The sequence below is a fragment of the Actinomadura sp. 9N407 genome, from assembly GCF_044326315.1.
Lineage (GTDB): Bacteria > Actinomycetota > Actinomycetes > Streptosporangiales > Streptosporangiaceae > Spirillospora.
In genome coordinates this window covers 26,997-51,803 of the sequence record NZ_JBIRAW010000038.1, presented here as the reverse complement: position 1 = coordinate 51,803, position 24,807 = coordinate 26,997, and the positions used below count along the sequence as shown (strand labels likewise).

Here is a 24,807-nt window from a genome sequence, read left to right as displayed (position 1 = left end):
CGCACGCTCCTCGTGCTGTTCGTGGTCATGGCGGCCCTCACGGGCGTGATGTTCCTGCAGGGGCCGCCCACGCCCAAGCTGGGGCTCGACCTGGCGGGCGGGACCACGGTCACGCTGACCGCCAAGACCGCGAACGGCAAGACGCCGCCCGCCACCCAGATGGACCAGGCCGTCAAGATCATGACCCAGCGGGTCAACGGCCTGGGCGTCTCGGACGCGGAGGTGGCCAAGCAGGGCTCCAGCAACATCGTGGTCAACGTCCCCGGGCAGGGCCAGGACCGCGTGGTCCAGCTGATCGGCACCACGGCGAAGCTGCAGTTCCGCCAGGTGTACGCGATGGCCGACGGCAAGCCGGCCGGGGCCGCCCCGGCTCCGTCTCCGTCGCCCACGGCCAAGGACAAGGCCAAGAGCGACAAGGACAAGGGCAAGGACGAGAAGGGCAAGTCGCCCTCGCCGTCGCCCAGTCCCTCGACGACGCCGCGCGGCCGGGCGCTGTCGGAGGCGCTCGCCGCCGCGCCGACGCCCACCCCGTCCGCATCGGGCTCCGGTGCCCCGCCGAACCCGTCCCCGTCCGGGCTTCCCACGGGGCTGCCGGCCACGCCCGACGCCGGCGGGGTGGATCTGTCGGGCATCGACGACAAGGCCGTCGTCCAGCAGTTCGAGGCGCTCAACTGCTACGTCCCCGACAAGCGGGTCCCGGGGTCCAACGACCCCAACCGCAAGTGGGTCGCGGCCTGCGACCAGAAGGAAGAGAGCGGCCAGGTCGCCAAGTACATCCTGGGCCCGACCCGGGTCCTGGGCGAGAACGTCTCCGACGCGGCCGCGATGCCGCCGGACACCACCCAGGGCCAGAGCAGCTGGTTCGTCAGCCTGGAGTTCGACTCCAAGGGCGGCAAGCAGTTCGGCGAGGTGACCACCGACGCCTTCCGGGCGTACCAGCAGAGCCCCGGCTCCGCTCGCTCGCAGATCGCGATCGTGCTGGACGGGCAGGTCGTGTCGGCGCCGAGCATCAGCAAGGGCGCCATCACCGGCGGTACCGCCCAGATCGACGGGCCGCCGGAGAGCTTCACCCAGGCCTACGCCACCGACCTGGCCAACGTGCTCAAGTACGGTGCGCTGCCGCTGGAGTTCACCCAGAGCTCGATCGACGAGGTGTCGTCCACGCTGGGCTCCGACCAGCTGCGCGGCGGCCTGATCGCCGGCGCGATCGGGCTGGTGCTGGTGCTGCTGTATTGCCTGCTCTACTACCGGGGCCTGGGGCTGGTGGCGGTGTCCAGCCTGGTGGTGGCGGCCGGGATCACCTACGTCTCGGTGGTCATCCTGGGCGAGAACATGGGCTTCCGGCTCTCGCTGCCGCACATCATCGGACTGATCGTCTCGATCGGCATCACGGCCGACTCGTTCATCGTCTACTTCGAGCGGCTGCGTGACGAGCTGCGGGCCGGCCGGATGCTGCGGCCCTCGATCGAGGTGGCGTGGAAGCGGGCGCGGCGCACCATCCTGGTCGCCGACGCAGTGACGTTCCTGGCCGCTCTGGTGCTCTACTTCCTCGCCGTCGGCGGGGTCCGGGGCTTCGCGTTCGCGATGGGCCTGACCACGCTGATCGACGTCGTGGTGGTGTTCTTCTTCACCAAGCCGCTGGTGGGGCTGCTGTCGCGGACGAAGTTCTTCGGCAAGGGCCATCCGCTCTCCGGCCTCAATCCGGCCCGCCTGCACAAGGTCGTCCCGGCCGTCGCCGGCGCCGGTGTCAGCGCCGGTGCCGCCACGGTCGCCCGCCCGAAGAGTGCGAGGAGCCCGAAGGGCCCGGGAAAACCCAGCCCCAAGAGCCCGAAGAGCCCCAAGAGCCCGAAGAGCCAGGAGGCCTGATGCTGGGATTGCGCGCGATCGTTTCCCGCGTCTACCGGGGCGAGATCAGCGCCGACATCGTCGGCAAGCCCAAGGTCTGGTACTCGATCTCGGGGCTGCTGCTGGTGTTCTCGATCGCCGGGCTGCTGTTCCAGGGCCTCAACTTCGGCGTGGAGTTCAAGGGCGGCTCGGTCTTCACCTTCAGTGCGCCGAGCGCCTCGATCGAGCAGGTGCGCGGCGCCATCACCGGCGGCGGGGCGCACCAGGCCATCGTCCAGGAGGCCGGCGACGGCTGGCGGGTCACCACCGAGAGCCTGAGCTCCACCGAGGTGACCGAGGTCAAGGCCAACGTCGCCGAGGAGCTGAACGTCCCGGCGCAGAAGGTCAGCACCCAGGTGGTGGGGGCCTCCTGGGGCGGCGAGGTCTCGGCGAAGGCGTGGCAGGCGCTGCTCGTCTTCATGATCTTGATCATCGCCTATCTCTCGGTGGCGTTCGAGTGGCGGATGGCGCTGGCCGCCGTGGTGGCGCTGGTCCATGACCTGGTGATCACCGCGGGCGTGTACGCCTGGTCGGGCTTCGAGGTCACCCCGGCCACGCTGCTGGGCTTCCTGACCATCCTCGGCTACTCGCTGTACGACGCCGTCGTGGTGTTCGACATGATCAAGGAGGTCACCAAACCGCTCAGCGCGTCCTCCAAGATCACTTACAGCGAGGCCGCCAACCAGGCGCTCAGCAGCACGCTGGTGCGCTCGCTGAACACCTCGCTGGTGGCGATCCTGCCGGTGGCGGCGATCCTGTTCATCGGGACCACGCTGTTCGGCGCGGGCACGCTGAAGGACCTGTCGCTGGCCCTGTTCGTCGGCATGGTCGTCGGTACCTACTCCTCGATCTGCGTGGCCACCCCGCTGCTGGTCCAGCTCAAGGAGCGGGAGCCGAGGTTCCGCGAGCTGCGGGCCAACATCGAGCGCCGGCAGAACAGCGCCAAGCGCCAGGCCAAGAGCGCCAAGGCCGCCAAGGCCATGGTCCCGGCGGGTGAGGGCGGTCCCGTCGACGACGTTCCCGAGGACGACGTCCCGGCGGACGACGCGGGCCAGGACGAGCTCCCGGTCGCGGTGACCGTCCGCAAGGTCGTCCAGCAGGGGCCGCGCCAGCAGCCCAAGCGGGGCACCCGGCAGCAACGCCGGAAGTAGCAGAGCCCCGGGCGGGCATGCCCGGGGCAAGCAAGCCCAGAGCAGGTACACCCCCGGGCGGCAAGCCCGGGAGAACGGCAAGCAGCGAGCACACCGGCCGTGTCCACCCCCAGCCATGGGCGTGGGCACGGCCGGCGCGTGACCAGGAAGAGAGCGACGCACGTGGACCTCGACAAGCTGATCCAGGACCGGATCCGCGACGTACCCGACTACCCCAAGCCCGGCGTGGTCTTCAAGGACATCACCCCGCTGCTGGCCGACCATGTGGCGTTCGCCGGGGTGGTGGACTCGATCGTGAACCATCACGGCCGCGGCACCGTCGACAAGATCGTCGGGATCGAGGCGCGCGGCTTCATCCTGGCCGCCCCGGTCGCCTACCACTTCGGCGCCGGGTTCGTTCCGGTGCGGAAAAAGGGAAAGCTGCCATCGCGGGCATACGCGGAGACCTATGATCTCGAGTACGGGACCGAGACGATCGAGATGCACGAGGACGCGTTCGGTCCCGGTGAACGGGTGCTGATCGTCGACGATGTCCTGGCCACGGGCGGCACCGCGCGCGCGGCGGCCGAACTGGTCCGCCGCGGCGGTGGCGAGGTCGTGGGGCTCTCGGTCCTGATGGAGCTGTCGTTCCTGCACGGGCGCGACAAGCTCGGGAATCTGGACGTCCATTCACTGGTTACGGTCTAGTACGAAATAGCTGCCGATACACTGGCGGTATCGGGTCCGGTGGGGAAACGGGCGCATCCCGCGGGGCGACGAGGGTATGGCGTCCCGAGTTTGAGGAGGCTGGGTGCCCGGTGAGGTGGTATCGACCGACGCGGTGACCGACACCGCGACAGGCCCGGCGAGGAAGCCCGGGGCCGAGGCGGAGTCCGCCGCGGCCGGATCCGGGCCCGTGCTCGATGACACCGCGATCGATGACGCCGTGCTCGACGAGACGGTGCCCGACGAAGCCGCGCCCGCCGAGACAGCGCCTGCCGGGACCGCGGCGCCGCAGGACGCGGCCGCACCCTCCAAAGGCACCGCCACGCCCGCCGATCCGACTCCCGCCCCGGCGGCCCTGGACCCGAAGGTCCCCATCCCCGCCGGTGAACGCTCTTCCAAAAGTGGACTTCCCCAAGGTGATTCAGCCCCTGAAGGCCCAGGCTCCCGTACGGCGCGCCCAGCCGCCCCGGGCGCACGTCCCGGCACGGGCTCCGGCTCGCGTTCCAGCACGGGCTCTCGGTCCGGCACGGGCACGGGCACGGGCGGCGGCTCTGCCCGGCCCGCACCAGGCACGATTCCGCCGTCGGCCGCACGGGTCCGCCGGCGGCTCGCCCGGCTGGGCGCACAGCGGAGCCCCTCGATGAACCCGGTCCTCGAGCCGCTGATCAAGACGGTCCGCAACACCCATCCCAAGGCGGACCTGCGGCTGATCGAGCGCGCGTACGACGTCGCCGCCCACCATCACCGCGACCAGAAGCGCAAGAGCGGCGACCCGTACATCACCCACCCGCTCGCGGTCTCGGCCATCCTCGCCGAGCTCGGGATGAACACCGAGACGGTCTGCGCGGCGCTGCTGCACGACACGGTCGAGGACACCGCGTACACGCTGGAGGAGCTGCGCTCCGACTTCGGCGACGAGATCACCGCGCTGGTCGACGGGGTGACCAAGCTCGACAAGGTCAAGTACGGCGAGGCGGCCGAGGCCGAGACCGTGCGCAAGATGGTCGTGGCGATGTCCCGCGACATCCGGGTGCTGGTGATCAAGCTCGCCGACCGGCTGCACAACATGCGCACGCTGCGCTACATGCCGCGGCACAAGCAGGAGAAGAAGGCCCGCGAGACGCTGGAGGTCTTCGCCCCGCTGGCGCACCGGCTGGGGATGAACACGCTGAAGTGGGAGCTGGAGGACCTGTCCTTCGCCACGCTCTACCCCAAGCGGTTCGACGAGATCGCCCGGCTGGTGGCCGAGCGCGCCCCGCGCCGCGACGACTTCCTGCAGGACGTGATCGAGAACGTGTCGACCGACCTGCGCGAGGCCAAGATCAAGGCCAGCGTGACCGGGCGGCCCAAGCACTACTACTCGATCTACCAGAAGATGATCGCCCGGGATGTCAGCTTCGACGACATCTACGACCTGGTCGGCATCCGGGTCCTGGTCGACAGCGTCCGCGACTGCTACGCGGCGCTCGGCTCGATCCACGCGCGATGGAACCCGGTCCCCGGCCGGTTCAAGGACTACATCGCGATGCCGAAGTTCAACATGTACCAGTCGCTGCACACGACCGTGATCGGGCCCGAGGGCAAGCCGGTCGAGCTGCAGATCCGTACTTGGGGCATGCACCGGCGGGCCGAGTACGGCGTCGCGGCCCACTGGAAGTACAAGGAGGAGACGGTCGGCGGCCGCAAGGCCGGCGACATGCAGTGGCTGCGGCAGCTGCTGGACTGGCAGAAGGAGACCGCCGACCCGGCCGAGTTCCTGGAGTCGCTGCGGTTCGACCTGTCGGTCTCCGAGGTCTTCGTCTTCACGCCGAAGGGCGACGTGATGGCCCTCCCGCAGGGCGCCACGCCGGTCGACTTCGCGTACGCGATCCACACCGAGGTCGGGCACCGCTGCATCGGCGCCCGGGTGAACGGGCGCCTCGTACCGCTGGAGTCCACGCTCGACAACGGCGACACCGTCGAGGTCTTCACCTCCAAGTCGCAGGACGCCGGGCCCAGCCGCGACTGGCTCAACTTCGTCAAGAGCGCCCGCGCCCGCAACAAGATCAAGCACTGGTTCTCCAAGGAGCGCCGCGACACCGCGATCGAGTCCGGCAAGGACTCCATCGCCCGCGCGATGCGCAAGCAGAACATGCCGCTGCAGCGGATGATGTCGGGCGAGGCGCTGCTGGCCCTGGCCCGCGACATGCGCTACCCGGACGTCTCGTCGCTGTACGCGGCGGTCGGCGAGGGGCACACCTCCGCGCAGCACGTCGTGCACCGCCTGGTGGAGGCCCTGGGCGGGGTGGAGAGCGCCGAGGAGGACCTGGCCGAGATCGCGCTGCCCACCAAGCGCAAGCGCAGCCGCGCGACCGACCCCGGCGTCGTCGTCGCGGGCGACTCGGACGTGTGGGTACGGCTGTCGCGATGTTGCACGCCGGTTCCGGGCGACGACATCGTCGGGTTCGTCACCCGCGGGCACGGGGTCTCGGTGCACCGGGCCGACTGCGCCAACGTGGCCAGCCTGAAGACCCAGCCCGACCGGCTGATCGACGTCAAGTGGTCGCCCGGCGAGGACTCGGTCTTCCTGGTCGCCATCCAGGTCGAGGCGCTCGACCGCCCGCGGCTGCTGTCGGACGTGACCCGGGTGCTGTCGGACCAGCACGTCAACATCCTGTCCGCCTCGGTCACCACCACCCGCGACCGGGTGGCCGTCAGCCGCTTCACCTTCGAGATGGGCGACCCCAAGCATCTGGGCCACGTCCTGAAGGCCGTCCGGACCATCGACGGCGTCTACGACGTCTACCGCGTCACCAGCGGCACCAGCCGCTGAACCTGTGTCTCAAAGTCTCGGCCCACGGTGCTCGCCTGGCGGCTGTGTTTCTAAAGACCCGGCCCAGGTACTCGCCTGGCGGCTCGTACCTGACCGGTTCTTGGGCGAGCGCGGCATCGCTTCGCGATCTGGCCGGTGAGGCTCGCCTCCGGCTTTGCCTCTCCGGCCGGGTAACGCGCTCGCGCGGTGGCTGAGGCCACTTTGAGACAAGCCCTAGCCCCCGTAAGGCGGCAAGGGCCGGCCCCGAGGGACCGGCCCCTGCTCAGCGAACGATGATCACTCCTGCGGAGCCCGCTGCCCGTCCTGGCCTTCGGCCTTCTTCTCGGGCTTTGCGTCGATGCCCGCCTCCCGGCGCTGCTGCGCCGTGATCGGGGTCGGCGCGGCGGTGAGCGGGTCGTACCCGGACGCCGCCTTCGGGAAGGCGATCACGTCCCGGATCGAGTCCTGGCCGGCCAGCAGCATGATCATGCGGTCCCAGCCGAACGCGATCCCGCCGTGCGGGGGCGGGCCGAACTTGAACGCCTCCAGCAGGAAGCCGAACTTGGACTCGGCCTCCTCCTTGGACATCCCCAGCACGTCGAAGACCCGCTGCTGCATCTCGGCGCGGTGCACGCGGATGGAGCCGCCGCCGATCTCGTTGCCGTTGCAGACGATGTCGTAGGCGTTGGCGAGCGCCTCGCCGGGCCGGTCCTGGAAGTCGTCGGCGTACTCGGGCTTGGGCGCGGTGAACGGGTGGTGCACCGACGTCCAGCCGACCTGCTCGCCCTTGTCGTTCTCGGCGGGCTCGAAGACCGGGGCGTCGACGACCCAGCAGAACGCCCAGGCCGACGCGTCGATCAGCCCGCACCGCCGGCCGATCTCCAGCCGGGCGGCGCCGAGCAGCTCGCGGGTGGCGTGCGGCTTGCCGGCCCCGAAGAAGATCGCGTCACCGGGCACGGCGCCGGTCTTCGCGGCCAGCCCGGCCTTCTCCTCGTCGGACAGGTTCTTGGCGACCGGGCCGCCGAGCGTGCCGTCCTGCTGGACGAGCACGTACGCCAGGCCCTTGGCGCCGCGCGCCTTGGCCCAGTCCTGCCAGGCGTCCAGCTCCTTGCGGGTCTGGGACCCTCCGCCCGGCATCACGACGGCGCCGACGTAGGGGGCCTGGAAGACCCGGAACGAGGTCCCCGAGAAGTACTCCGTCATCTCGGTCAGCTCGGTGCCGAACCGCAGGTCGGGCTTGTCCGAGCCGTACCGGGACAGGGCGTCGGCGTAGGTGATGTGGGGGATCTCGGGGATCTCGTACCCGGCGATCTCCTGCCACAGCCGCCGCACCAGGTCCTCGGCGACCGCCAGCACGTCGTCCTGCTCGGCGAACGACATCTCGATGTCGATCTGGGTGAACTCCGGCTGCCGGTCGGCGCGGAAGTCCTCGTCCCGGTAGCAGCGGGCGATCTGGTAGTAGCGCTCCAGCCCGCCCACCATCAGCAGCTGCTTGAACAGCTGCGGTGACTGGGGCAGCGCGTACCAGTGGCCCGGCTTGAGCCGTACGGGCACCAGGAAGTCGCGGGCGCCCTCGGGCGTGGAGCGGGTCAGCGTCGGCGTCTCGACGTTGACGAAGCCGTGCCGGTGCATGATCTCGTGCACCAGGTACGAGGCGTGCGAACGGGTCCGCATCGTCTTGGCCACGGCCTCGCGGCGGATGTCGAGGTAGCGGTACTTGAGCCGGATCTCCTCGTTGACGTTGACGTCGCCCTCGATCGGGAACGGCAGCGGCGCGGCCTCCGAGAGCACCTCGATGTCGCCCGCCACGACCTCGATGTCACCGGTGGGCAGGTCGGGGTTCTCGTTGCCCGCGGGCCGGACCCGGACCTCGCCGGTGATCTTGACGCAGTACTCGGCGCGCAGGTCGTGCGCGGTGTCCTCTTCGCGGAACACCACCTGCGCGGTGCCGGAGGCGTCGCGCAGGTCGATGAACGTGACGCCGCCGTGGTCGCGGCGGCGGCCCACCCAGCCGGCCAGCGTGACCTGCTGCCCGGCATGCTCCCTGCGGAGCGTCCCCGCCTCATGCGAGCGGATCATCGTTTAAGCCTTTCCGTCAACGTGGTAACGATCTCGGGGAACGGCACGGCGGCCTGCTCGCCGCCTTCCAGGTCCTTCACCTGCGCGGACCCGGCGGCGATATCTCGCTCACCGAGGATCACCGCGTACCGGGCCCCGGACCGGTCGGCGTCCTTCATGGCGCCCTTCAGCCGCTTGCCCCCGAAGGCCATGTCGGCCGCGATCCCCGCCCGCCGTAGCTCGTCGACCAGGGAGAAGACCTTCCGTTCGGCCTCCTCGCCGAGCGCGACACCGAACACCTCGCAGCGCGGCGGGGCGGCGAACTCCGCCCCCTCGGCCTCCAGCGCCAGGATCGTCCGGTCCAGGCCGAGCCCGAACCCGATGCCCGGCAGCGGGGGACCGCCGATGTCCTCCGACAGCCCGTCGTAGCGCCCGCCGCCGCCGATGCCCGACTGGGCGCCCAGCAGCGGGTGGTCGAACTCGTAGGTCGTGCGGGTGTAGTAGTCGAGGCCGCGCACCAGGCGCGGGGCGTCCTCCCAGGCGATGCCCAGGTCGGCCAGCAGCTCCCGGACGCGGTCGTGGTGGGCCTTGCAGCCCTCGCACAGGTGGTCGGCCATCAGCGGGGCCCCGCCCAGCTGGTCGGCCACCGCCGGGCGCTTGTCGTCCAGGACCCGCAGCGGATTGATCTCGATCCGCGCCCGGGTGGCCTCGTCCAGGTCGAGCCCGCGCAGGAACTCCTGCAGCCGCGCCCGGTAGGCCGGCCGGCACTCGCGGCAGCCCAGCGAGTTCAGCAGCAGCCGCACCCGGGTGAGGCCGAGGGAGCGGTACCAGCCGGCCGCGATCGCGATCGTCTCGGCGTCGACCTGCGGGTCCTCGCTGCCGATCGCCTCCAGGTCGAGCTGGTAGAACTGCCGGTAGCGGCCCTGCTGGGGACGCTCGGCGCGGAACGCCGGCCCGGTCGTCCAGACCTTGACCGGCAGCCCGCCCCGCTTGTGCAGGCCGTTCTCCAGCACCGACCGCAGCACCCCGGCGGTGAACTCCGGGCGCAGCGTCAGCGAGCGGCCGCCGCGGTCCTCGAAGGTGTACATCTCCTTGCTGACGACGTCGGTGGACTCGCCGACGCCCCGCCTGAACAGGTCGGTGTCCTCGAAGACCGCCAGCTCCAGATAGCCGTATCCGGCCAGCCGGGCCCGCTCGGCGAACGCCTGGCGGTCGCCGAGAACAGGTCCGCGCGCGGCGGAACGTATTCACTGACCCCCTTGGGGGCCTGAAAGCTCGAACTCATGATCCCTCTGGTCAGAATCCCTTGTCGGGACCGTCGGCCGGCACAGCCGTGTCATTCAGGGGAGACGATCCCCCTGTGCCCCCCGAAAGCCCGGAGAGGAAAGGATTGGTGGAACGCTCGCGCCCGATGCTCGTCTGCGGGCCGTGGCCGGGCAGGACGGCGGTGTCGTCGGGCAGCGAGAGGCAGACCCGCGACAGGCTGGCGAGGATCGACTCGTACGAGCCGCCCGGCAGGTCGGTGCGCCCGATCGACCCCGCGAACAGCAGGTCCCCGGTGAACATCACGTCGGGGATCTCCTCCGTGGGCGGTGTACGGAACGTCACCGACCCGGGCGTATGGCCCGGGGCGTGGTCGACGGTGAAGCTGAGCCCCGCCAGCTCCATGACCGCGCCGTCCGACAGCTCGCGGACGTCGTCGGGCTCGCTCAGCGACAGCCCGCCGAACAGCTGCTGGCCGGCCTGCAGCGACAGGCCCTTGGACGGATCGGTGAGCAGCTCGCGATCGTCCGGATGGATGTAGGCCGGGACGTCGCGGGCCCCGCAGACCGGCGCGACCGACCAGACATGGTCGAGATGGCCGTGCGTGAGCAGCACCGCGACCGGCTTGAGCCGGTGCTCGCGCAGCAGCTCGTCGATCCCGGCCTCGGCGTCCTGGCCGGGGTCGATGATCACGCATTCCTCGCCCGCGGCGGGTGCCACGACGTAGCAGTTCGCGGCGAACGATCCGGCTGGGAACCCGGCGACGAGCACGGTCGTCCTTCCTTCAGGCCGTTGAGGCCGATTCACTGGAATATCACTGGGATTCGTCCCGGGAGCCGTATCCCTGGCGGACGTGTCCCCGGAGCTTGTGGGCCTCGCGCCGCGGCCGGGCCACACCCGGCCACCCGCGCGGTGGCTTCGAGGGTACCGGCGCGGCCATGGCCACCGCGAACGAGATCCGCCGATCGCCGTGTCGGCGCCCCCGCGGGCGCCGGGCGCGGACGGGCGGTGGTAACGGCGGCCCGCGGCGGGTCCCGCCGGTCTCCGCGGACCGCTACTATGCGCTGCACGTTCCCCAGATCACCGGAGGCTAGGCACGTGGCGGGTAAGGACCGCAAGAAGGAGCTCGCGCGCCAGCGCTATGAGCGTCAGCAGCAGCGCCGCCGGGCGCAGGAGGCCCGCGCGCGCCGCATCAAGATCATCGGTGTGGTGGCCGCCGTCGTGGTCGTCGCCGGAGGTGCGGGAGGCTTCGTCGCGTTCACCGGCGAGGACGACAAGTCCGACACCGTGAAGCCCCAGGCCAAGGCCGACGGCTGCGCCTACACCAAGGCCGCCGATGACAAGGGTGCCCCCAAGGACCTCGGTACGCCCCCGGCCAAGCCCGTGAACACGGGACCCGTCCAGGCGACGATGAAGACCAGCCAGGGCGATCTCGGCATCACCCTGGACGGGGCCAAGGCCCCCTGCGCCACGAACTCGTTCACCTACCTGGCGCAGCAGAAGTACTTCAACGACACCGAGTGCCACCGGCTGTCGGCCAGTGAGGGCCTGAAGATGCTGCAGTGCGGCGACCCTACGGGCAGCGGCATGGGCGGACCCGGCTACCAGTTCGCCGACGAGAACATCGAGGGCGCCACGTACCCCAAGGGCACGATCGCCATGGCCAACTCCGGTCCGGGCACCAACGGCAGCCAGTTCTTCCTGGTGTACGGGGACTCGCAGCTGCCCCCCAGCTACACGGTGTTCGGCAAGATCACCAAGGGTCTCGACATGCTGGAGAAGGTCGCCAAGGCCGGCGTCACCAAGCCGGGCCAGGACGGCACCGGGCCGCCGAAGAAGAAGGTCGAGATCCAGAGCGTCGCGATCGCCGGGAAATAGGCGAACGGGATACTAAGGTGTGGAGGGCCCGATGGTCGTGAACACGATCGGGCCCGCGATTCAGGAGGCAAGCGTGTCCAGCGCGACCGATCCCTGGGGCCGGGTGGACGAGGACGGCACCGTCTACGTGAAGACGTCGGACGGCGAGCGTGTCGTGGGCTCCTGGCAGGCCGGCGCGCCGGAGGAGGCCCTGGCCTACTACAAGCGCAAGTACGACGGGCTGGCCACCGAGATCGGTCTTCTCGAGCAGCGGCTCCGCACCACCGACCTGCAGCCGGCCCAGGCCCAGCAGAGCGTCGCCCGGCTGCGTGAGGCGGTCGCCGACGCGCACGCGGTCGGCGACCTCGACGGCCTGCTGCGCCGGCTGGACGCCCTCACCGCGCAGGTCGGCCGCAAGCGCGAGGAGGTCAAGGCCCAGCGCGAGCACGCCCGGCACGAGGCCCGCGAGATCAAGGAGCGGATCGTCGCCGAGGCCGAGCGGATCGCCGTCGAGGAGACGCACTGGAAGAACGGCGGCGAGCGGCTGCGCCTGCTGGTGGAGGAGTGGAAGGCCGCCGACCGCATCGACCGGCCCACCGAGACGGCCCTGTGGAAGCGGCTGTCGGGCGCGCGCAACGCGTTCACCAAGCGCCGCAAGGCCTACTTCGCCACCCTGGACGACCAGCGCGACGAGGCCCGCCGTGAGAAGGAGCGCCTGGTCGCCGAGGCCGAGGCGATGACCGGCTCCACCGACTGGGGCGAGACCGCGTCCGCCTACCGCGACCTGATGCGCCGCTGGAAGCTGGCCGGGCGCGCCTCGCGCGATGTCGAGGAGGACCTGTGGGCCCGGTTCAAGGGCGCCCAGGACGTCTTCTTCCAGGCCCGCGCCGCCACGTTCGCCGAACGCGACGCCGAGCTGCGGGTGCACGCCGAGGAGAAGGAGAAGATCCTCGCCGAGGCCGAGCGGCTGCTGCCGGTACGCGACGTCCGGCAGGCCCGGCAGGCGCTGCGCTCGATCCAGGAGCGCTGGGAGGCCGCCGGGATGGTGCCGCGCGACCAGCGGGACCGGCTGGAGGGCCGGCTCCGCAAGATCGAGGAGACCGTGCGCGGCGCCGAGGAGAACGAGTGGCGCCGGACCAACCCCGAGGCGCGGGCCCGTGCCGAGGCCACGGTCGCCCAGCTGCGCGGCTCGATCGAGCGGCTGGAGAAGGAGCTGGCGAAGGCGCGCAACGCGGGCCGGGACAAGGCGATCAAGGACGCCGAGGAAGCCCTCAGCGCCCGCCGCGCCTGGTTGGAAGAGGCCGAGCGCACGCTCGCCGAGTTCTCCTGAGCGGTACTTTCACAGCCCCTGTCCTACGGGTTGTCGGCCGTACGGCCGAGGAAGGCCAGCAGCCGGGTCTGCTCGTCGGCCCCGCGCGGCGGGACCAGCGCGGGCCCCAGCCGTCCGGCCGCGCGCAGATCCGCCGCCAGCACGTGCGCGGTCGCGAACGCGTGGTGGACCAGGTCCTGGTCGAGCCGGCTCGGCAGGCAGGCGGCGCGGGCCAGATCCCAGGAGTGCACCAGCGGCTCCAGCACGTACGCGCCCAGGAAGTCGATCAGCGGCGGCTCGCCCAGCGTGCCGAACGGGATCGGGCGGCGCAGCGCCTCCGGGGTGAGCGCGGCCTCGCACTCCTTGCGGGCCGTGCTCCAGGCCGACAGCGCGTCCCCGGAGGCGTACCGGGCCGGCGCCTCGTTCGCGTCCGGCGCCGGCCGTCCCGTGGCCAGCGCCAGGATCGCGTACTGCCCCCCGATCACGTGCCCGGCCACCTCGCGGGCCGTCCAGCGCGCGCACGGCGAGGCGGCGGACCAGCGGTCCCGGGGCACGGCGCCGAGGATGCCCTCGAACAGATCGAGCGAACGGTGGTACCCGCTGAGGTCCTGAGCCATGGTGGCCAGTGACCCGCGATCGGCGTCCGCTGTCAAGCGGTATCGCCGGTTATGTGCCGATGCCCCGCTCGCGCAGCATGCCGGTCATGAGGTTGATCTCTGACCGCTGCCCGCCGACCATGGTCCGGGCCAGCCGCCGCACCCGCGGATGATCGGTCCGGGCCAGCACCGCCTCGGCCATGTGCAGGCCGCCCTGATGGTGGGCGATCATGAGCCGGAGGAAGCGCACCTCGGCGTCGCGGCCGGAGGACTTCGCCAGCTCGTCCAGCTGCTCCCGCGTCGCCATGCCCGGCATCCCGCCCGTGCCGCCCGTGGTGCCTGTACTGCCCGGGCCGCCTGCACTGCCGGGGGAGGCCGTTCCGGTGCCGTGGCCCGCATGGCCCTGCATCCAGCGCATCGGGCCCGCCGGATCGGCCTTGGGCAGCTCCCACTCGTCCAGCCAGGCCGTCATCATGCCGATCTGCGCCGACTGGGTGTTGATGACGTCGTAGGCCAGCAGCCGGACGCGCTCGTCGTCGGTGCCGTCCCGGACCAGGAACGACATCCGTACCGCCTGGGCGTGATGGACGCTCATGTCCCGCGCGAACCCCGCCTCGGGCCCGTTCGTCCCCGGCTTGCCGGGCAGCAGCGCCTGCACGACCAGGGCCCCGGCGGCGACCAGGACGAGCACCGCGAGGACGACGGTGACCCGCCGTCCCCGCGATGCGTGCCCCTCGGTCAAGGGGTGTCCTTCGCGCCACTGCAGGCAGCGCCGGGCTCGAGCGTCTGCGGGCCCTTCACGAACGACCGCAGGAAGACGTCCACGCGCGGGTCCGAGGCGTCCTGCAGCTTCAGCTGCTTGCCCCACGCGGTGAGGATGATGGGGGAGTCCTGGCCGGGGTACGGGCTCATCATGGTGTAGTCGGTGTTCTTCACCTTGCCGCCGAGCTTGTCGACCTGTGCGGCGGCCAGGCCGGGCTGGTAGGTGATCCAGACGGCACCGTGCTCCAGCGAGTGGACGGCGTTCTCGTTGCGGAGCCGGCTGTCGTAGACGCGGGCGTCGCAGTTCTGCCAGGCCGGGTCGTGGTCACCGCCCATGGGCGGGGTGGTCTCGTACCGGACGGTCCCGCTGGTGTGCTCCTGGCCGAGCCCGTCCTTCTCGATCAGGCCCTCGATGGCCGCGCTGGCGGGGCGGCTCTGGACGAAGGCCCAGCCGATCGCCACCACCGCCACCAGGCCGATGACGGTGAAGAACGCGATGCTCCCCCAGGGGACCTCGCGCTTGGTCAGGACGTTCTTCTGGGTGCGCTGGGCGCGGTTTCTGGCGCTCTTGGACATGCTGAGGCTCCCTCTCGGGCCGGGTACTCGGAAACGACTGGAATCAGGGCCGCGCGGGCCTGACTGTCACAGCCGGAGCACCTGCAGAGAGGCGAGGGAGAGTGCGAGGAAGGGCGGTTCGCCCGCCGGAGGCAGGAACGAGCGCGTACTGCGCGAGAGCAGGGTGCCCGCTCCCCGGCGCTTGGAGGCCAGGCCCAGTGCCATCAGACCGAGCAGGACGGCCAGGCACACGCACGCGGCGTCCGCCGGGCTGATCGGAGGCAGGTCCAGCGGGGCGGTGAAAGCCGGGGCACTGAACGCGGGGGCACTGAACGCCGCGGCGCCGGGAGCGGCGGCGGTGGTGCCGGCCATCGCGGCGGCGACGTCCGCCGGGACGCTCACCAGATGCGCGGTGCACACATCGCGCGGCGGGCCGTGCCCGAGGCCGTAGCTGAACATGAGTCCGGCCACGACGAACAGCGCCATGAGCAGCCCGGCGGGCCCACGGCGCGGGCGCGTGATCCCGCGTCCCCTCGTCATGCTCCGATTCCCACGGGCAGATCTTATCCGTGCCCGGGGGCGCCGGGACTGTCCGTACGGGGAGATAGTGTCGGAGCGTGACCAGCAGGGCAGAACCCGGACAACCGGAAGGACTCTTCGAGCACCCGGGAGGTACAGGGGGGTCGTCTCCCCTGAAGGGACAAGACGACCCGGCGGTGGAGGCCGCCAGAGCCACCGGGGCCTCCTACTCGCGGGGCGGGGCCGAGGAGCCGCTGGCGGTACGGATGCGGCCCCGGGGGCTGGACGAGGTCGTCGGCCAGCAGCACCTGCTCGGGCCCGGTACGCCCATCCGGCAGCTGGTCGACCGGGACGTGCCGATGTCGCTGGTGCTGTGGGGCCCGCCCGGCACCGGCAAGACCACCCTGGCCACCGTGGTGAGCCATGCCACCCGGCGCCGGTTCGTGGAGATCTCCGCGGTCAGCGACGGGGTGAAGCGGGTCCGCGCCGAGATCGAGCTGGCCCGGCGCGAGCTGGGGATGGCCGGCCGGCAGACCGTGCTGTTCGTCGACGAGGTGCACCGCTTCAACAAGGCCCAGCAGGACGCGCTGCTGCCCGCGGTGGAGAACCGCTGGGTCTCCTTCATCGGCGCCACCACGGAGAACCCGTTCTTCTCGGTGATCAGCCCGCTGCTGTCCCGCTCGCTGCTGCTCACGCTGGAGCCGCTCGGCGAGGACGAGCTGCGCGAGGTGGTCCGGCGCGCGCTGGCCGACGAGCGCGGGCTCGGCGGTGCGATCACGATGGACGTGGCCGCCGAGGACCACCTGATCCGGCTGGCCGGTGGCGACGCGCGCCGCGCCCTCACCTACCTGGAGGCCGGCGCCCTGGTCGTTCCCGAGGGCAGGGCGATCGACGTGGACGTGCTGGAGAGGGCGGTCGACCGGGCCGCCGTCCGCTACGACCGCGAGGGCGACCAGCACTACGACGTGATCAGCGCGTTCATCAAGAGCATCCGGGGCAGCGACGTGGACGCCGCGCTGCACTACCTGGCCCGCATGATCGAGGCGGGCGAGGATCCGCGGTTCATCGCCCGCCGGCTGATCGTGCACGCCAGCGAGGACATCGGGATGGCCGATCCGACCGCGCTGCAGACCGCGACCGCCGCCGCCCAGGCGGTCGACTACGTCGGGCTGCCCGAGGCCCGGATCAACCTGGCCCAGGCGGTGATCCATCTGTCCCTGGCGCCCAAGTCCAACGCGGTGATCATGGCGGTGGACGCGGCGATCGCGGACGTGAAGAAGGGTGACGCCGGCGCGGTGCCCGGCCATCTGCGCGACTCGCACTACAAGGGCGCGGCCAAGGTCGGGCACGGGCAGGGCTACAAGTACGCCCACGACCATCCCGGCGGGGTCGTCCGCCAGCAGTACGCCCCCGACACCGTGCACGGCCGCCGCTACTACCGGCCGACCAGGCACGGGGCCGAGGCGCGGTTCTCGGAGGTGCTGTCGCGCATCCGGTCGGTACTGTGGGGCAAGGGCGACGGGTAGGGCCGCCCGGGCCGATCCGATCTTCGTGGCCGGTGCTCCCGACATCGGGCCGCCAGGCCCGGTAGATTGCCCAGAACACCTCGGGTCCCGGGGCGCCAGCCGGTCACGGCGAGGCCCGCCGCGGAGGGCGAGCGGGGCATCCGACCCCGCACGGCCAGGGCCGGTACCCACGGTAAGGTCTCTCCAGACCGAGCCCGGACCGGGCCGAGACCCGAGCCGCACGCAGCGAACGGAAACCCTGATGCTTACTGGTGGACAGCTAGCGGGTCTCATCGTGGCCGTGTTCTGGGCGATCCTGGTCGCGTTCCTCGCTCTGACCCTGCTCAAGCTCGCCCGCCTGCTCAAGGAGGCGAGCGAGTTCGTCTCGGACCTCGGCGAGCAGGCCGGGCCCCTGCTGGAGGACATGACCCGTACGGTCAACCGCGCCAACGAGCAGCTCGGCCGTACCGACGTCATCACCAAGCAGGTCGCCGGCGTCACCCAGAACGTCTCGGCCGTCACGACCGTCATGACCTCCGTGGTCGGCGGCCCCCTGGTGAAGGCGGCGGCGTTCTCCTACGGGGTGCGCAAGGCCCTGACCAGCAGGGCCGAGGACGGGCAGGCCCGCGAGAGCAACGGCCGGGAACTGCAGCACCGCTCGTCCGGCAAGGGGCGCAGATGAGCGCCGGCCGAAGCGAGGCACAATGAAGAGGCTCTTCTGGCTCGGCGTGGGCGCCGGCGCGGGGGTCTACGCCACCCACCGGGTCAAGCGAAAGGTGGAGCGCTTCGCGCGCACCTGGTCGCCGGAGGGCGTGGCGGCCCGCGCGGTCACCGCCGGGCATGACGCGGGCGGCCGGTTGAGGCATTTCGCCCTCGACGTCCGTACCGAGATGCGAGCCCGGGAGATCGAGCTGCGGGAGGCGGTCGCGATGGACCAGGCCCCGCCCGAGCTCGACGGCCCCCGGCGCCGGGTCCTGAAGGCGCGTTACACCATCATCGACGACGACAAGGATGGCCACTGATCATGGAGTCGGCAGAGGTCGCACGCCGCTTCCTCGGTTTCTTCGAAGAGCGCGGGCACACCGTGGTGCCGTCGGCCGGCCTGATCGCCGAGGATCCCACGCTGCTGCTGGTGAACGCCGGGATGGTGCCGTTCAAGCCGTACTTCCTCGGCCAGCGCACCCCGCCGGCGGTCCGGATGACCAGCGCGCAGAAGTGCGTGCGGACACCGGACATCGAGGAGGTCGGCAAGACCACCCGGCACGCCACGTTCTTCCAGATGCTGGGCAACTTCTCCATCGGGGACTACTTCAAGGAGGGGGCCATCCCCTTCGCCTGGGAGCTGCTCACCCGGCCCCAGGCCGACGGCGGGTTCGGCTTCCCCGAGGAGAAGCTGTGGGTCACCGTCTACACCGATGACGACGAGGCCGCCGGCCTGTGGCGGGACAAGGTGGGCGTGCCCGAGGAGCGCATCCAGCGCCGCGGGCTGGCCGACAACTACTGGCACATGGGCGTGCCCGGCCCCGGCGGGCCCTGCTCGGAGATCTACTACGACCGCGGCCCCGAGCACGGGCGCGAGGGCGGGCCGGTCGTCGACGAGGACCGGTACCTGGAGGTCTGGAACCTCGTCTTCATGCAGTCGCAGCTCAGCGAGGTCCGTACCAAGGTCGACTTCGACATCGCGGGCGACCTGCCGGCCAAGAACATCGACACCGGCATGGGCCTGGAGCGGATGGCGGCGATCCTGCAGGGGGTCGACAACATCTACGAGACCGACACCCTGTGGAAGGTCCTCGCCCGCGCGGCGGAGCTGACCGGCGCCGCGTACGGCCGCGACCAGCGGGGCGACGTGTCGCTGCGGGTCATCGCCGACCACGTGCGCAGCGGGACGATGATGGTCGCCGACGGCATCCGGCCAGGCAACGAGGGCCGCGGCTACGTGCTGCGCCGCATCCTGCGCCGCTCGATCCGCAACCTGCGGCTGCTGGGCGGCCAGGACGCCGGTCTCATGCACGAGCTGACCGCGGTGGCCGTGGACGCGATGGGCGAGCAGTACCCCGAGCTGGTCCGTACCGCCGCCAACATCCACACGGTGATCGACGCGGAGGAGGACTCGTTCCTGCAGACCCTGCGCACCGGCACCGCGATCTTCGACCAGGCGGTCGCCGACACCCGCGGGTCGGGCCGGCCCGCGCTGGCCGGCGACCAGGCGTTCAAGCTGCACGACACCTACGGCTTCCCGATCGAGCTGACCCTGGAGATGGCCTCCGAGCAGGGCCTGCGGGTGGACGAGGCGGGCTTCCGCCGGCTGATGGCCGAGCAGCGCGACCGGGCCAAGAAGGACGCGCGCGACAAGAAGACCGGCAACCTCGACGTCTCGATCCTGGACGAGCTGCTCGGCGGCGCCGGCGGCAAGGTCGACTTCACCGGCTACACCGACGTCCTCGGTGAGGCCCGGCTCGTCGGCCTGCTGGTCAACGGCGCCAACGTGCCCGCCGCCGGCGAGGGCACCGACGTCGAGGTCGTGCTCGACCGCACCCCGTTCTACGCCGAGGGCGGCGGACAGCTCGCCGACCACGGCGTGATCCGTACCGGCAACGGCGCCGAGATCGAGGTGACCGACGTCCAGTCCCCGCTGAAGGGCCTGATCGTCCACCGCGGCCGGGTCCGTACCGGCGAGGCCCGCTCCGGTGACACCGCGCTCGCCGAGATCGACGTCGAGCGCCGCCGCGCGATCTCCCGCTCGCACACCGCGACCCACATGGTGCACGCCGGGTTCCGGCGGGCACTGGGCGAGTCGGCGGCGCAGGCCGGTTCGGAGAACTCGCCCGGCCGCTTCCGGTTCGACTTCACCGCCTCCGGCGCCGTCCCGGTCAGCGTGCTCCGCGACGTCGAGGACGAGGTCAACGACGTCCTGATCAACGACCTCGACGTCCGCGCGTTCCACACCTCCATCGACCAGGCCCGCGCGATGGGCGCGCTGGCGCTGTTCGGCGAGAAGTACGGCGACGAGGTCCGCGTCGTGGAGGTCGGCGACTACTCCCGCGAACTGTGCGGCGGCACCCACGTCGGCAGCTCCGGCCAGCTCGGCCTGGTCAAGGTGCTGGGCGAGGCCTCCATCGGCGCCGGCGTGCGCCGCGTCGAGGCACTGGTCGGCATCGACGCGTTCCGCTTCCTGGCCAAGGAGAGCGTGCTGGTCGCGCAGCTCTCGGAGCAGATGAAGGCGCGCAAGGACGAGCTGCCCGAGCGGATCTCCGGTGTCGTCGCCAGGCTGCGCGACGCCGAGAAGGAGCTGGAGCGGCTGCGTTCCCAGCAGGTCCTGGCGATCGCCGGCTCCCTCGCCGACGGCGCTGCGGACGTCAACGGCGTGGCGTTCGTGGGACACCGCGCGCCCGACGGCACCGGCGCCGACGACCTGCGCAAGCTGGCGGCCGACGTCCGCGGCCGGCTCGCCGCCAAGCCCGCCGTGGTCATGGTGGTCGGCGTGCCCAAGGACCGCCCGGTCGTGGTCATCGCCGTCACCGAGGGCGCCCGTGACCGCGGCCTCAAGGCCGGCGCCCTCGTCGGCGTCGCCGCCAAGACACTCGGCGGCGGCGGTGGCGGCAAGGACGACCTCGCCCAGGGCGGCGGCGCGAACGCCGGCGCGATCACCGACGCGCTGGCAGCCGTCGAACATACCGTAGGGGCCGCGTGAGCCCGGCCCCGGCGAGCGGAGCGAGCCCATGAACGAGAGCGAGCCCATGAGACAGGGCGTGCGGCTCGGGGTGGATGTGGGGACGGTCCGGATCGGGGTGGCGCGGAGTGATCCCGGCGGGATCCTCGCCACGCCGCTGGAGACGGTCAAACGGGGTAAGGGGGACCTCGGCCGGCTGGTGTCGCTCGCGAGCGAACACGAGGCGCTCGAGGTGATCGTGGGGCTGCCGACCTCGCTGTCGGGCCGGGAGGGCCCGGCGGCGGAGGCGGCCCGCAAGTTCGCGGCCCGGCTGGCGGGCCTCCTTCCTCCTGAGGCGGTTCGCTTGTACGACGAGAGGCTCACAACGGTCACCGCCGAGAGCGGGCTGCGCGCGGGCGGAGTCCACGGCCAGGCCCGGCGGCGGGTCGTCGATCAGGCGGCCGCGGCGGTACTGCTCCAGGCGGCTCTGGACGGGGAGAGGTTGACGGGCCGGGCCCCAGGCGAGATCGTCCGGGGAAGCTCATGAACGACTTGGACCTCTTCTCAGATCCCCACGGCTCCGATCAGTACGGCGCGGAGCCGTACGACCAGCGGGACCAGCGCGGTGGCCATGGCGGCCGCGGTGGTCGTGGTGGCGGCGGCCGTGGCGGCCGCGGCGGTGGTCGTGGTGGTGGCGGTGGCCGTGGTGGCGGGAGCGGGCGCGGCGGTCGCGGCGGCCCGTCCGGGCGCGGTGGCCGGGGCGGTGGCGATCGCGGGGCCCCGCGCGTCCAGCGCCGGCGGCAGCGCAAGCGGGCGCGCAACGGCCAGGCCGCGTTCCTGTTCGCGATGGCGTTCCTGGTCGCGGTCGTGGGCATCGGCGGGCTGTTCGGGTACGTGTGGGTCGACAAGCGGCTGAACCCGCCCGACTACGAGGGCGCGGGAGCGGGCAACGTCACGGTCCAGATCAAGGACGGCGACAGCGGCTCCGCCATCGCGGGCACGCTGCTGCAGAACGACGTCGTCAAGAGCACCGCGGCGTTCCTGGAGGTGTACGGCAAGAACCCCAAGGCGCCGAGCATCCAGCCGGGCTTCTACCAGATGCGCAAGCGGATGTCGTCGGCCTCGGCGATGGGGCTGCTGCTGGACCCCAAGTCGCGGTCCGGCAACCAGATCACGATCCCGGAGGGCCTGCGCGCTTCCCAGCTGGTCGTGCAGCTGGCGAAGAAGACCGGTATCCCGGAGAAGGACTTCAAGCGGGTCGTCGCCAAGCCGACCGGGCTCGGGCTGCCCGAGTACGCCAACGGCAAGATCGAGGGCTATCTGCTGCCGGGCCAGTACAGCCTGAGCCCCAACGCGTCCGCCAAGGAGATCCTCAAGGCGATGGTGGACCGCTTCAACAAGTACGCCTCGGACTCGGATCTGGTCGGACGGGCGGAGCGGGCGAACATGACCCCCACCAAGGCGGTCACGATGGCCAGCCTGATCCAGGCCGAGAGCGGCAAGCCCGAGGACATGCCGAAGATCTCCCGGGTGATCTACAACCGGCTCAAGCACGAGCCGGTGCCGATGTTCCTGAAGTTCGACAGCACCACGCTGTACGGGCTGGGCAAGTTCGGCATCGTCGCCAGCAGCCAGGACATCAAGTCCAAGAGCCCGTACAACACCTACAACTACCCGGGGCTGCCCCCGGGCGCGATCGGCAACCCCGGTGCCGACGCCTTCGACGCGGTGTTCGAGCCCACGCCGGGCACCTGGCTGTTCTTCGTGGCGACCGACCCGAAGAACCGGATCACCGAGTTCGCCACGACCGAGGCCGAGTTCAACCGGCTCAGGGTGAAGCTGGAAGCGTATCTCGCGGCCAATGGAGGTAACTAGTGACGCGGGCCGCCGTGCTCGGCAAGCCGATCGAGCACTCGCTGTCCCCGGTGCTGCACCGCGCGGCGTACGCGGCGATGGGGCTGGACGGCTGGAGCTACGACGCCTACGAGTGCGACGAGACCGGCCTGTGGGGGTTCCTGGAGTCCCTGGACGAGGAGTGGGCGGGGCTCTCGCTGACGATGCCGCTCAAGCGCACCGCGCTGAAACTGGTCGACAGCGTGTCGCAGTTGGCGGTCGAGGTCGGCGGCGCCAACACGATCGTGGTCCGCGACGGCCGCCGGCACGGCGAGAACACCGACGTGCACGGGATGGTGGCCGCGCTGGCCGAGGCGGGCCTCGGGGCGCCGGGCTCTGCGCTGGTGCTCGGCGGCGGCGCCACGGCCGCCTCGGCGCTGGCGGCGCTGGCCGAGCTGGGGCTGACCAAGGCCGGGCTGGCGGTCCGCAATCCCGACCGGGCGGCCGAGTCGGTGGCCGTGGGCAAGCGGTTCGGCCTGGACCTGCGGATCGGCTCGCTGGACCGGCTGCCGGACCTGCTGACGGCCGATCTGGTGATCTCGACCCTGCCGGGCATCGCCGCGGACCCGTTCGCGGGCCAGATCGCCGCCTCGGGCGCGGCCCTGTTCGACGTGGTGTACGCACCGTGGCCGACGACGTGCGCGTCGGCGGTCGAGGGGGCGGGCGGCACGGTCGTGGGCGGCTTCGCCATGCTGCTGCACCAGGCCGCGCGGCAGGTGGAGCTGATGACCGGCCGCGACGACGTGCCGGTCGAGGCGATGCGCGCCGCCGGAGAGGCCGAGCTGACCCGCCGTATCACCGAGCCGCCGGCCCCGATCGCCCCTCGCTTCTGATCCGGGACGTTCGCGGCCCGGTCAGACCGAGGTGCGCTGGGAGGACGGCTGGGGCGCGGGCGCCGGGGGAGGACGGCGGCGCTTCATCGCCTCGTGGGTGGTGGTCAGGACGATCGGCAGGATGACGCTGAGCCAGAAGTCCTTCCAGCCCCACACGCCGCTCGCGACGCCGCCGAGGCTGCCCACGGCCACCAGGCACAGGACGAGGATCGTCCAGTGGCGCTTGAACAGCGCGACCAGGTCGACGCGCGGGCGTTCGGGCAGCAGGGCGGCCAGCGGGCGGTCCCGGGCGTGCTCGCGCTGGACGATCGTCGCGTCCGGCATCCAGTGCAGCACGTCCTTGGGACGCAGCAGCGGCAGCCGGCCCAGCTCCATCAGCGCCTCCATGCGCCACCACAGCGTCCACAGGGACGTGCGGCCGCTGCCCGGGTAGCCGTTCCAGCGGGGTGCGGTCACCTTGCCCTTGACGAGGGTCTGGAACGCGCGCGCGACCGTGGGGCCGGACGGGCCGCGCGGGTCGCGCAGCAGCGCCATCAGCGCCAGGGGCAGGCCGTGGTGCCAGAGGGCCAGCCGCCACACGGGCTTGGACCCGGCGCCGTGGGGTGACACGTCGTAGGTCTCGATCCAGGTGTGCTCGTCGTCGGGGTCGAGGTGCTCGCGGAGCCAGTCGTGCGCCGCCAGCAGCCGCTCGTCGCGGTGCCCGGGCCGTGCCTCGGCGAGGGTCACCAGCACGAACGACGTGTGCGTGACGGTCGGGCCCGCCGAGGACGTGGGGCCCCAGCCCGGCCGGTCGGCGGTACGGTCGGCGGTCAGCCACTCCACGCCCCGCTCGACCGCGGGATCGTAGGGGTTGAGCTGGGTGAGGGCGCGCAGGGCCAGGCAGGTCAGCCAGACCCGGGACGGGCAGCCCAGCAGCGAGCCCCAGCCGCCGTCGGGGTTCTGGTTGCGCAGCAGCCAGCGGTACGCGCGCCGCACGTCGGGCGCGTCCTCGCGCAGGTCGCAGCGCGCCCGCGCGAGGAACCTGGCGATCCACGCGGTCGCCTCCACGACCGGCATGCCGAGGCTGGTCTTGGTGGCCCAGCCGCCGTCCCTGAGCAGGTCACCGGAGGCGGTCTGCCGCGCGGCGAGGTAGGCCAGCCCCTCGTCGAAGTGCTCGAACGGCCGCCGCGCCTCGCTGAACGCCAGCAGCCCGAGCGCGGTGGCGGTGGTGCCCGGCTCGGGGCGGGTCAGGTCGTGGTACCAACCGCCGCCGCCGTCGCCGTTACCGTCGGTCACCGCGTAGGAGTCGCGCAGGACGTCGAACGACTCGTCCAGGCGCGCGTTGAGGACGGCCATGTCCACGGCCGGTGGCCGGGGGGCCGGAGGGTTCGCCAACCTGCGGACGAGGGGGGAGTGCTGCACGCTTACCGCCTTTTATGGCTATGTGCCCGTTCGGTTGAGTTCTCTACCTCACTGGTCTGGTGGCTCTATCCGT

21 protein-coding genes are annotated in these 24,807 nt (G+C 71.5%); 13 read left to right on the top strand and 8 right to left on the bottom strand.

What is annotated here, in order from left to right:
- Positions 1-12 precede the first annotated feature (12 nt).
- The 4 genes from secD (at position 13) to ACH34Q_RS39840 (ending at position 6,552) form a co-directional block, all read left to right on the top strand.
- Entirely contained in the window at positions 13-1,866 is a 1,854-nt protein-coding gene (secD, locus tag ACH34Q_RS39855) for a protein translocase subunit SecD (RefSeq protein ID WP_395988377.1), read from the top strand.
- The gene (secF, locus tag ACH34Q_RS39850) at positions 1,866-3,035 is read left to right on the top strand and encodes a protein translocase subunit SecF (protein ID WP_395988376.1); all 1,170 of its coding nucleotides are present in this window, start codon (positions 1,866-1,868) and stop codon (positions 3,033-3,035) included. Before secD ends, secF begins: the two co-directional genes overlap by 1 nt.
- A gap of 162 nt (positions 3,036-3,197) precedes the next feature.
- A complete protein-coding gene (locus tag ACH34Q_RS39845) occupies positions 3,198-3,722 on the top strand; it encodes an adenine phosphoribosyltransferase (protein ID WP_395988421.1) in 525 nt (174 codons plus the stop codon).
- Between the two features lie 658 nt (positions 3,723-4,380).
- A complete protein-coding gene (locus tag ACH34Q_RS39840) occupies positions 4,381-6,552 on the top strand; it encodes a RelA/SpoT family protein (protein ID WP_395988375.1) in 2,172 nt (723 codons plus the stop codon).
- A gap of 276 nt (positions 6,553-6,828) precedes the next feature.
- Here the strand turns inward: ACH34Q_RS39840 and aspS are convergent, their stop codons facing one another.
- The 3 genes from aspS to ACH34Q_RS39825 all read right to left on the bottom strand — a co-directional run bounded on the left by aspS (position 6,829) and on the right by ACH34Q_RS39825 (position 10,623).
- Positions 6,829-8,610, bottom strand: a complete 1,782-nt coding sequence (gene aspS, locus ACH34Q_RS39835; RefSeq protein WP_395988374.1) for an aspartate--tRNA ligase — start codon at positions 8,608-8,610, stop codon at positions 6,829-6,831.
- A complete protein-coding gene (hisS, locus tag ACH34Q_RS39830; RefSeq protein WP_395988420.1) occupies positions 8,607-9,749 on the bottom strand; it encodes a histidine--tRNA ligase in 1,143 nt (380 codons plus the stop codon). The genes aspS and hisS overlap by 4 nt, the downstream gene beginning before the upstream one ends.
- A 136-nt stretch (positions 9,750-9,885) precedes the next feature.
- A complete protein-coding gene (locus tag ACH34Q_RS39825) occupies positions 9,886-10,623 on the bottom strand; it encodes an MBL fold metallo-hydrolase (protein WP_395988373.1) in 738 nt (245 codons plus the stop codon).
- 327 nt (positions 10,624-10,950) lie between these two features.
- Here ACH34Q_RS39825 and ACH34Q_RS39820 point away from each other — a divergent pair, with 327 nt between their 5' ends.
- Together ACH34Q_RS39820 and ACH34Q_RS39815 are read left to right on the top strand one after the other, a co-directional pair.
- Positions 10,951-11,730, top strand: coding sequence for a peptidylprolyl isomerase (locus ACH34Q_RS39820; RefSeq protein ID WP_395988371.1), 780 nt, complete (start codon positions 10,951-10,953; stop codon positions 11,728-11,730).
- Positions 11,731-11,761: 31 nt separating this feature from the next.
- Positions 11,762-13,039, top strand: a complete 1,278-nt coding sequence (locus ACH34Q_RS39815; protein WP_395988370.1) for a DUF349 domain-containing protein — start codon at positions 11,762-11,764, stop codon at positions 13,037-13,039.
- 23 nt (positions 13,040-13,062) lie between these two features.
- Here the strand turns inward: ACH34Q_RS39815 and ACH34Q_RS39810 are convergent, their stop codons facing one another.
- From ACH34Q_RS39810 to ACH34Q_RS39795, 4 genes are all read right to left on the bottom strand, one after another.
- Positions 13,063-13,635, bottom strand: a complete 573-nt coding sequence (locus ACH34Q_RS39810; protein ID WP_395988369.1) for a TIGR03086 family metal-binding protein — start codon at positions 13,633-13,635, stop codon at positions 13,063-13,065.
- A 49-nt stretch (positions 13,636-13,684) separates the two neighbouring features.
- The gene (locus ACH34Q_RS39805; protein WP_395988368.1) at positions 13,685-14,356 is read right to left on the bottom strand and encodes a DUF305 domain-containing protein; all 672 of its coding nucleotides are present in this window, start codon (positions 14,354-14,356) and stop codon (positions 13,685-13,687) included.
- A complete protein-coding gene (locus ACH34Q_RS39800) occupies positions 14,353-14,952 on the bottom strand; it encodes a DUF3105 domain-containing protein (RefSeq protein WP_395988367.1) in 600 nt (199 codons plus the stop codon). The genes ACH34Q_RS39805 and ACH34Q_RS39800 overlap by 4 nt, the downstream gene beginning before the upstream one ends.
- A gap of 66 nt (positions 14,953-15,018) precedes the next feature.
- Positions 15,019-15,471: a hypothetical protein gene (locus tag ACH34Q_RS39795; protein WP_395988366.1), complete on the bottom strand. Its 453-nt coding sequence runs from the start codon at positions 15,469-15,471 to the stop codon at positions 15,019-15,021.
- A 245-nt stretch (positions 15,472-15,716) separates the two neighbouring features.
- Between ACH34Q_RS39795 and ACH34Q_RS39790 the strand changes: the two genes are divergently transcribed.
- The 7 genes from ACH34Q_RS39790 to ACH34Q_RS39760 all read left to right on the top strand — a co-directional run bounded on the left by ACH34Q_RS39790 (position 15,717) and on the right by ACH34Q_RS39760 (position 23,333).
- Positions 15,717-16,976 carry a replication-associated recombination protein A gene (locus ACH34Q_RS39790; RefSeq protein WP_395988419.1) on the top strand — a complete coding sequence of 420 codons (1,260 nt, stop codon included), beginning with the start codon at positions 15,717-15,719 and terminating at the stop codon, positions 16,974-16,976.
- 241 nt (positions 16,977-17,217) lie between these two features.
- Positions 17,218-17,637, top strand: a complete 420-nt coding sequence (locus ACH34Q_RS39785) for a DUF948 domain-containing protein (protein WP_395988365.1) — start codon at positions 17,218-17,220, stop codon at positions 17,635-17,637.
- A 22-nt stretch (positions 17,638-17,659) separates the two neighbouring features.
- Positions 17,660-17,977: a hypothetical protein gene (locus ACH34Q_RS39780; protein ID WP_395988364.1), complete on the top strand. Its 318-nt coding sequence runs from the start codon at positions 17,660-17,662 to the stop codon at positions 17,975-17,977.
- Between the two features lie 2 nt (positions 17,978-17,979).
- Positions 17,980-20,649: an alanine--tRNA ligase gene (gene alaS / locus ACH34Q_RS39775; protein WP_395988363.1), complete on the top strand. Its 2,670-nt coding sequence runs from the start codon at positions 17,980-17,982 to the stop codon at positions 20,647-20,649.
- 46 nt (positions 20,650-20,695) lie between these two features.
- Entirely contained in the window at positions 20,696-21,154 is a 459-nt protein-coding gene (gene ruvX, locus ACH34Q_RS39770; protein WP_395988418.1) for a Holliday junction resolvase RuvX, read from the top strand.
- Positions 21,151-22,482 carry an endolytic transglycosylase MltG gene (gene mltG, locus ACH34Q_RS39765; RefSeq protein ID WP_395988362.1) on the top strand — a complete coding sequence of 444 codons (1,332 nt, stop codon included), beginning with the start codon at positions 21,151-21,153 and terminating at the stop codon, positions 22,480-22,482. Before ruvX ends, mltG begins: the two co-directional genes overlap by 4 nt.
- Positions 22,482-23,333 carry a shikimate dehydrogenase gene (locus tag ACH34Q_RS39760; protein WP_395988361.1) on the top strand — a complete coding sequence of 284 codons (852 nt, stop codon included), beginning with the start codon at positions 22,482-22,484 and terminating at the stop codon, positions 23,331-23,333. Before mltG ends, ACH34Q_RS39760 begins: the two co-directional genes overlap by 1 nt.
- 21 nt (positions 23,334-23,354) lie before the next feature.
- Here ACH34Q_RS39760 and ACH34Q_RS39755 read toward each other — a convergent pair whose 3' ends face one another.
- On the bottom strand, positions 23,355-24,734 hold the full coding sequence (locus tag ACH34Q_RS39755; RefSeq protein WP_395988360.1) for a prenyltransferase/squalene oxidase repeat-containing protein: 1,380 nt from the start codon (positions 24,732-24,734) through the stop codon (positions 23,355-23,357).
- Between the last annotated feature and the right edge of the window lie 73 nt (positions 24,735-24,807).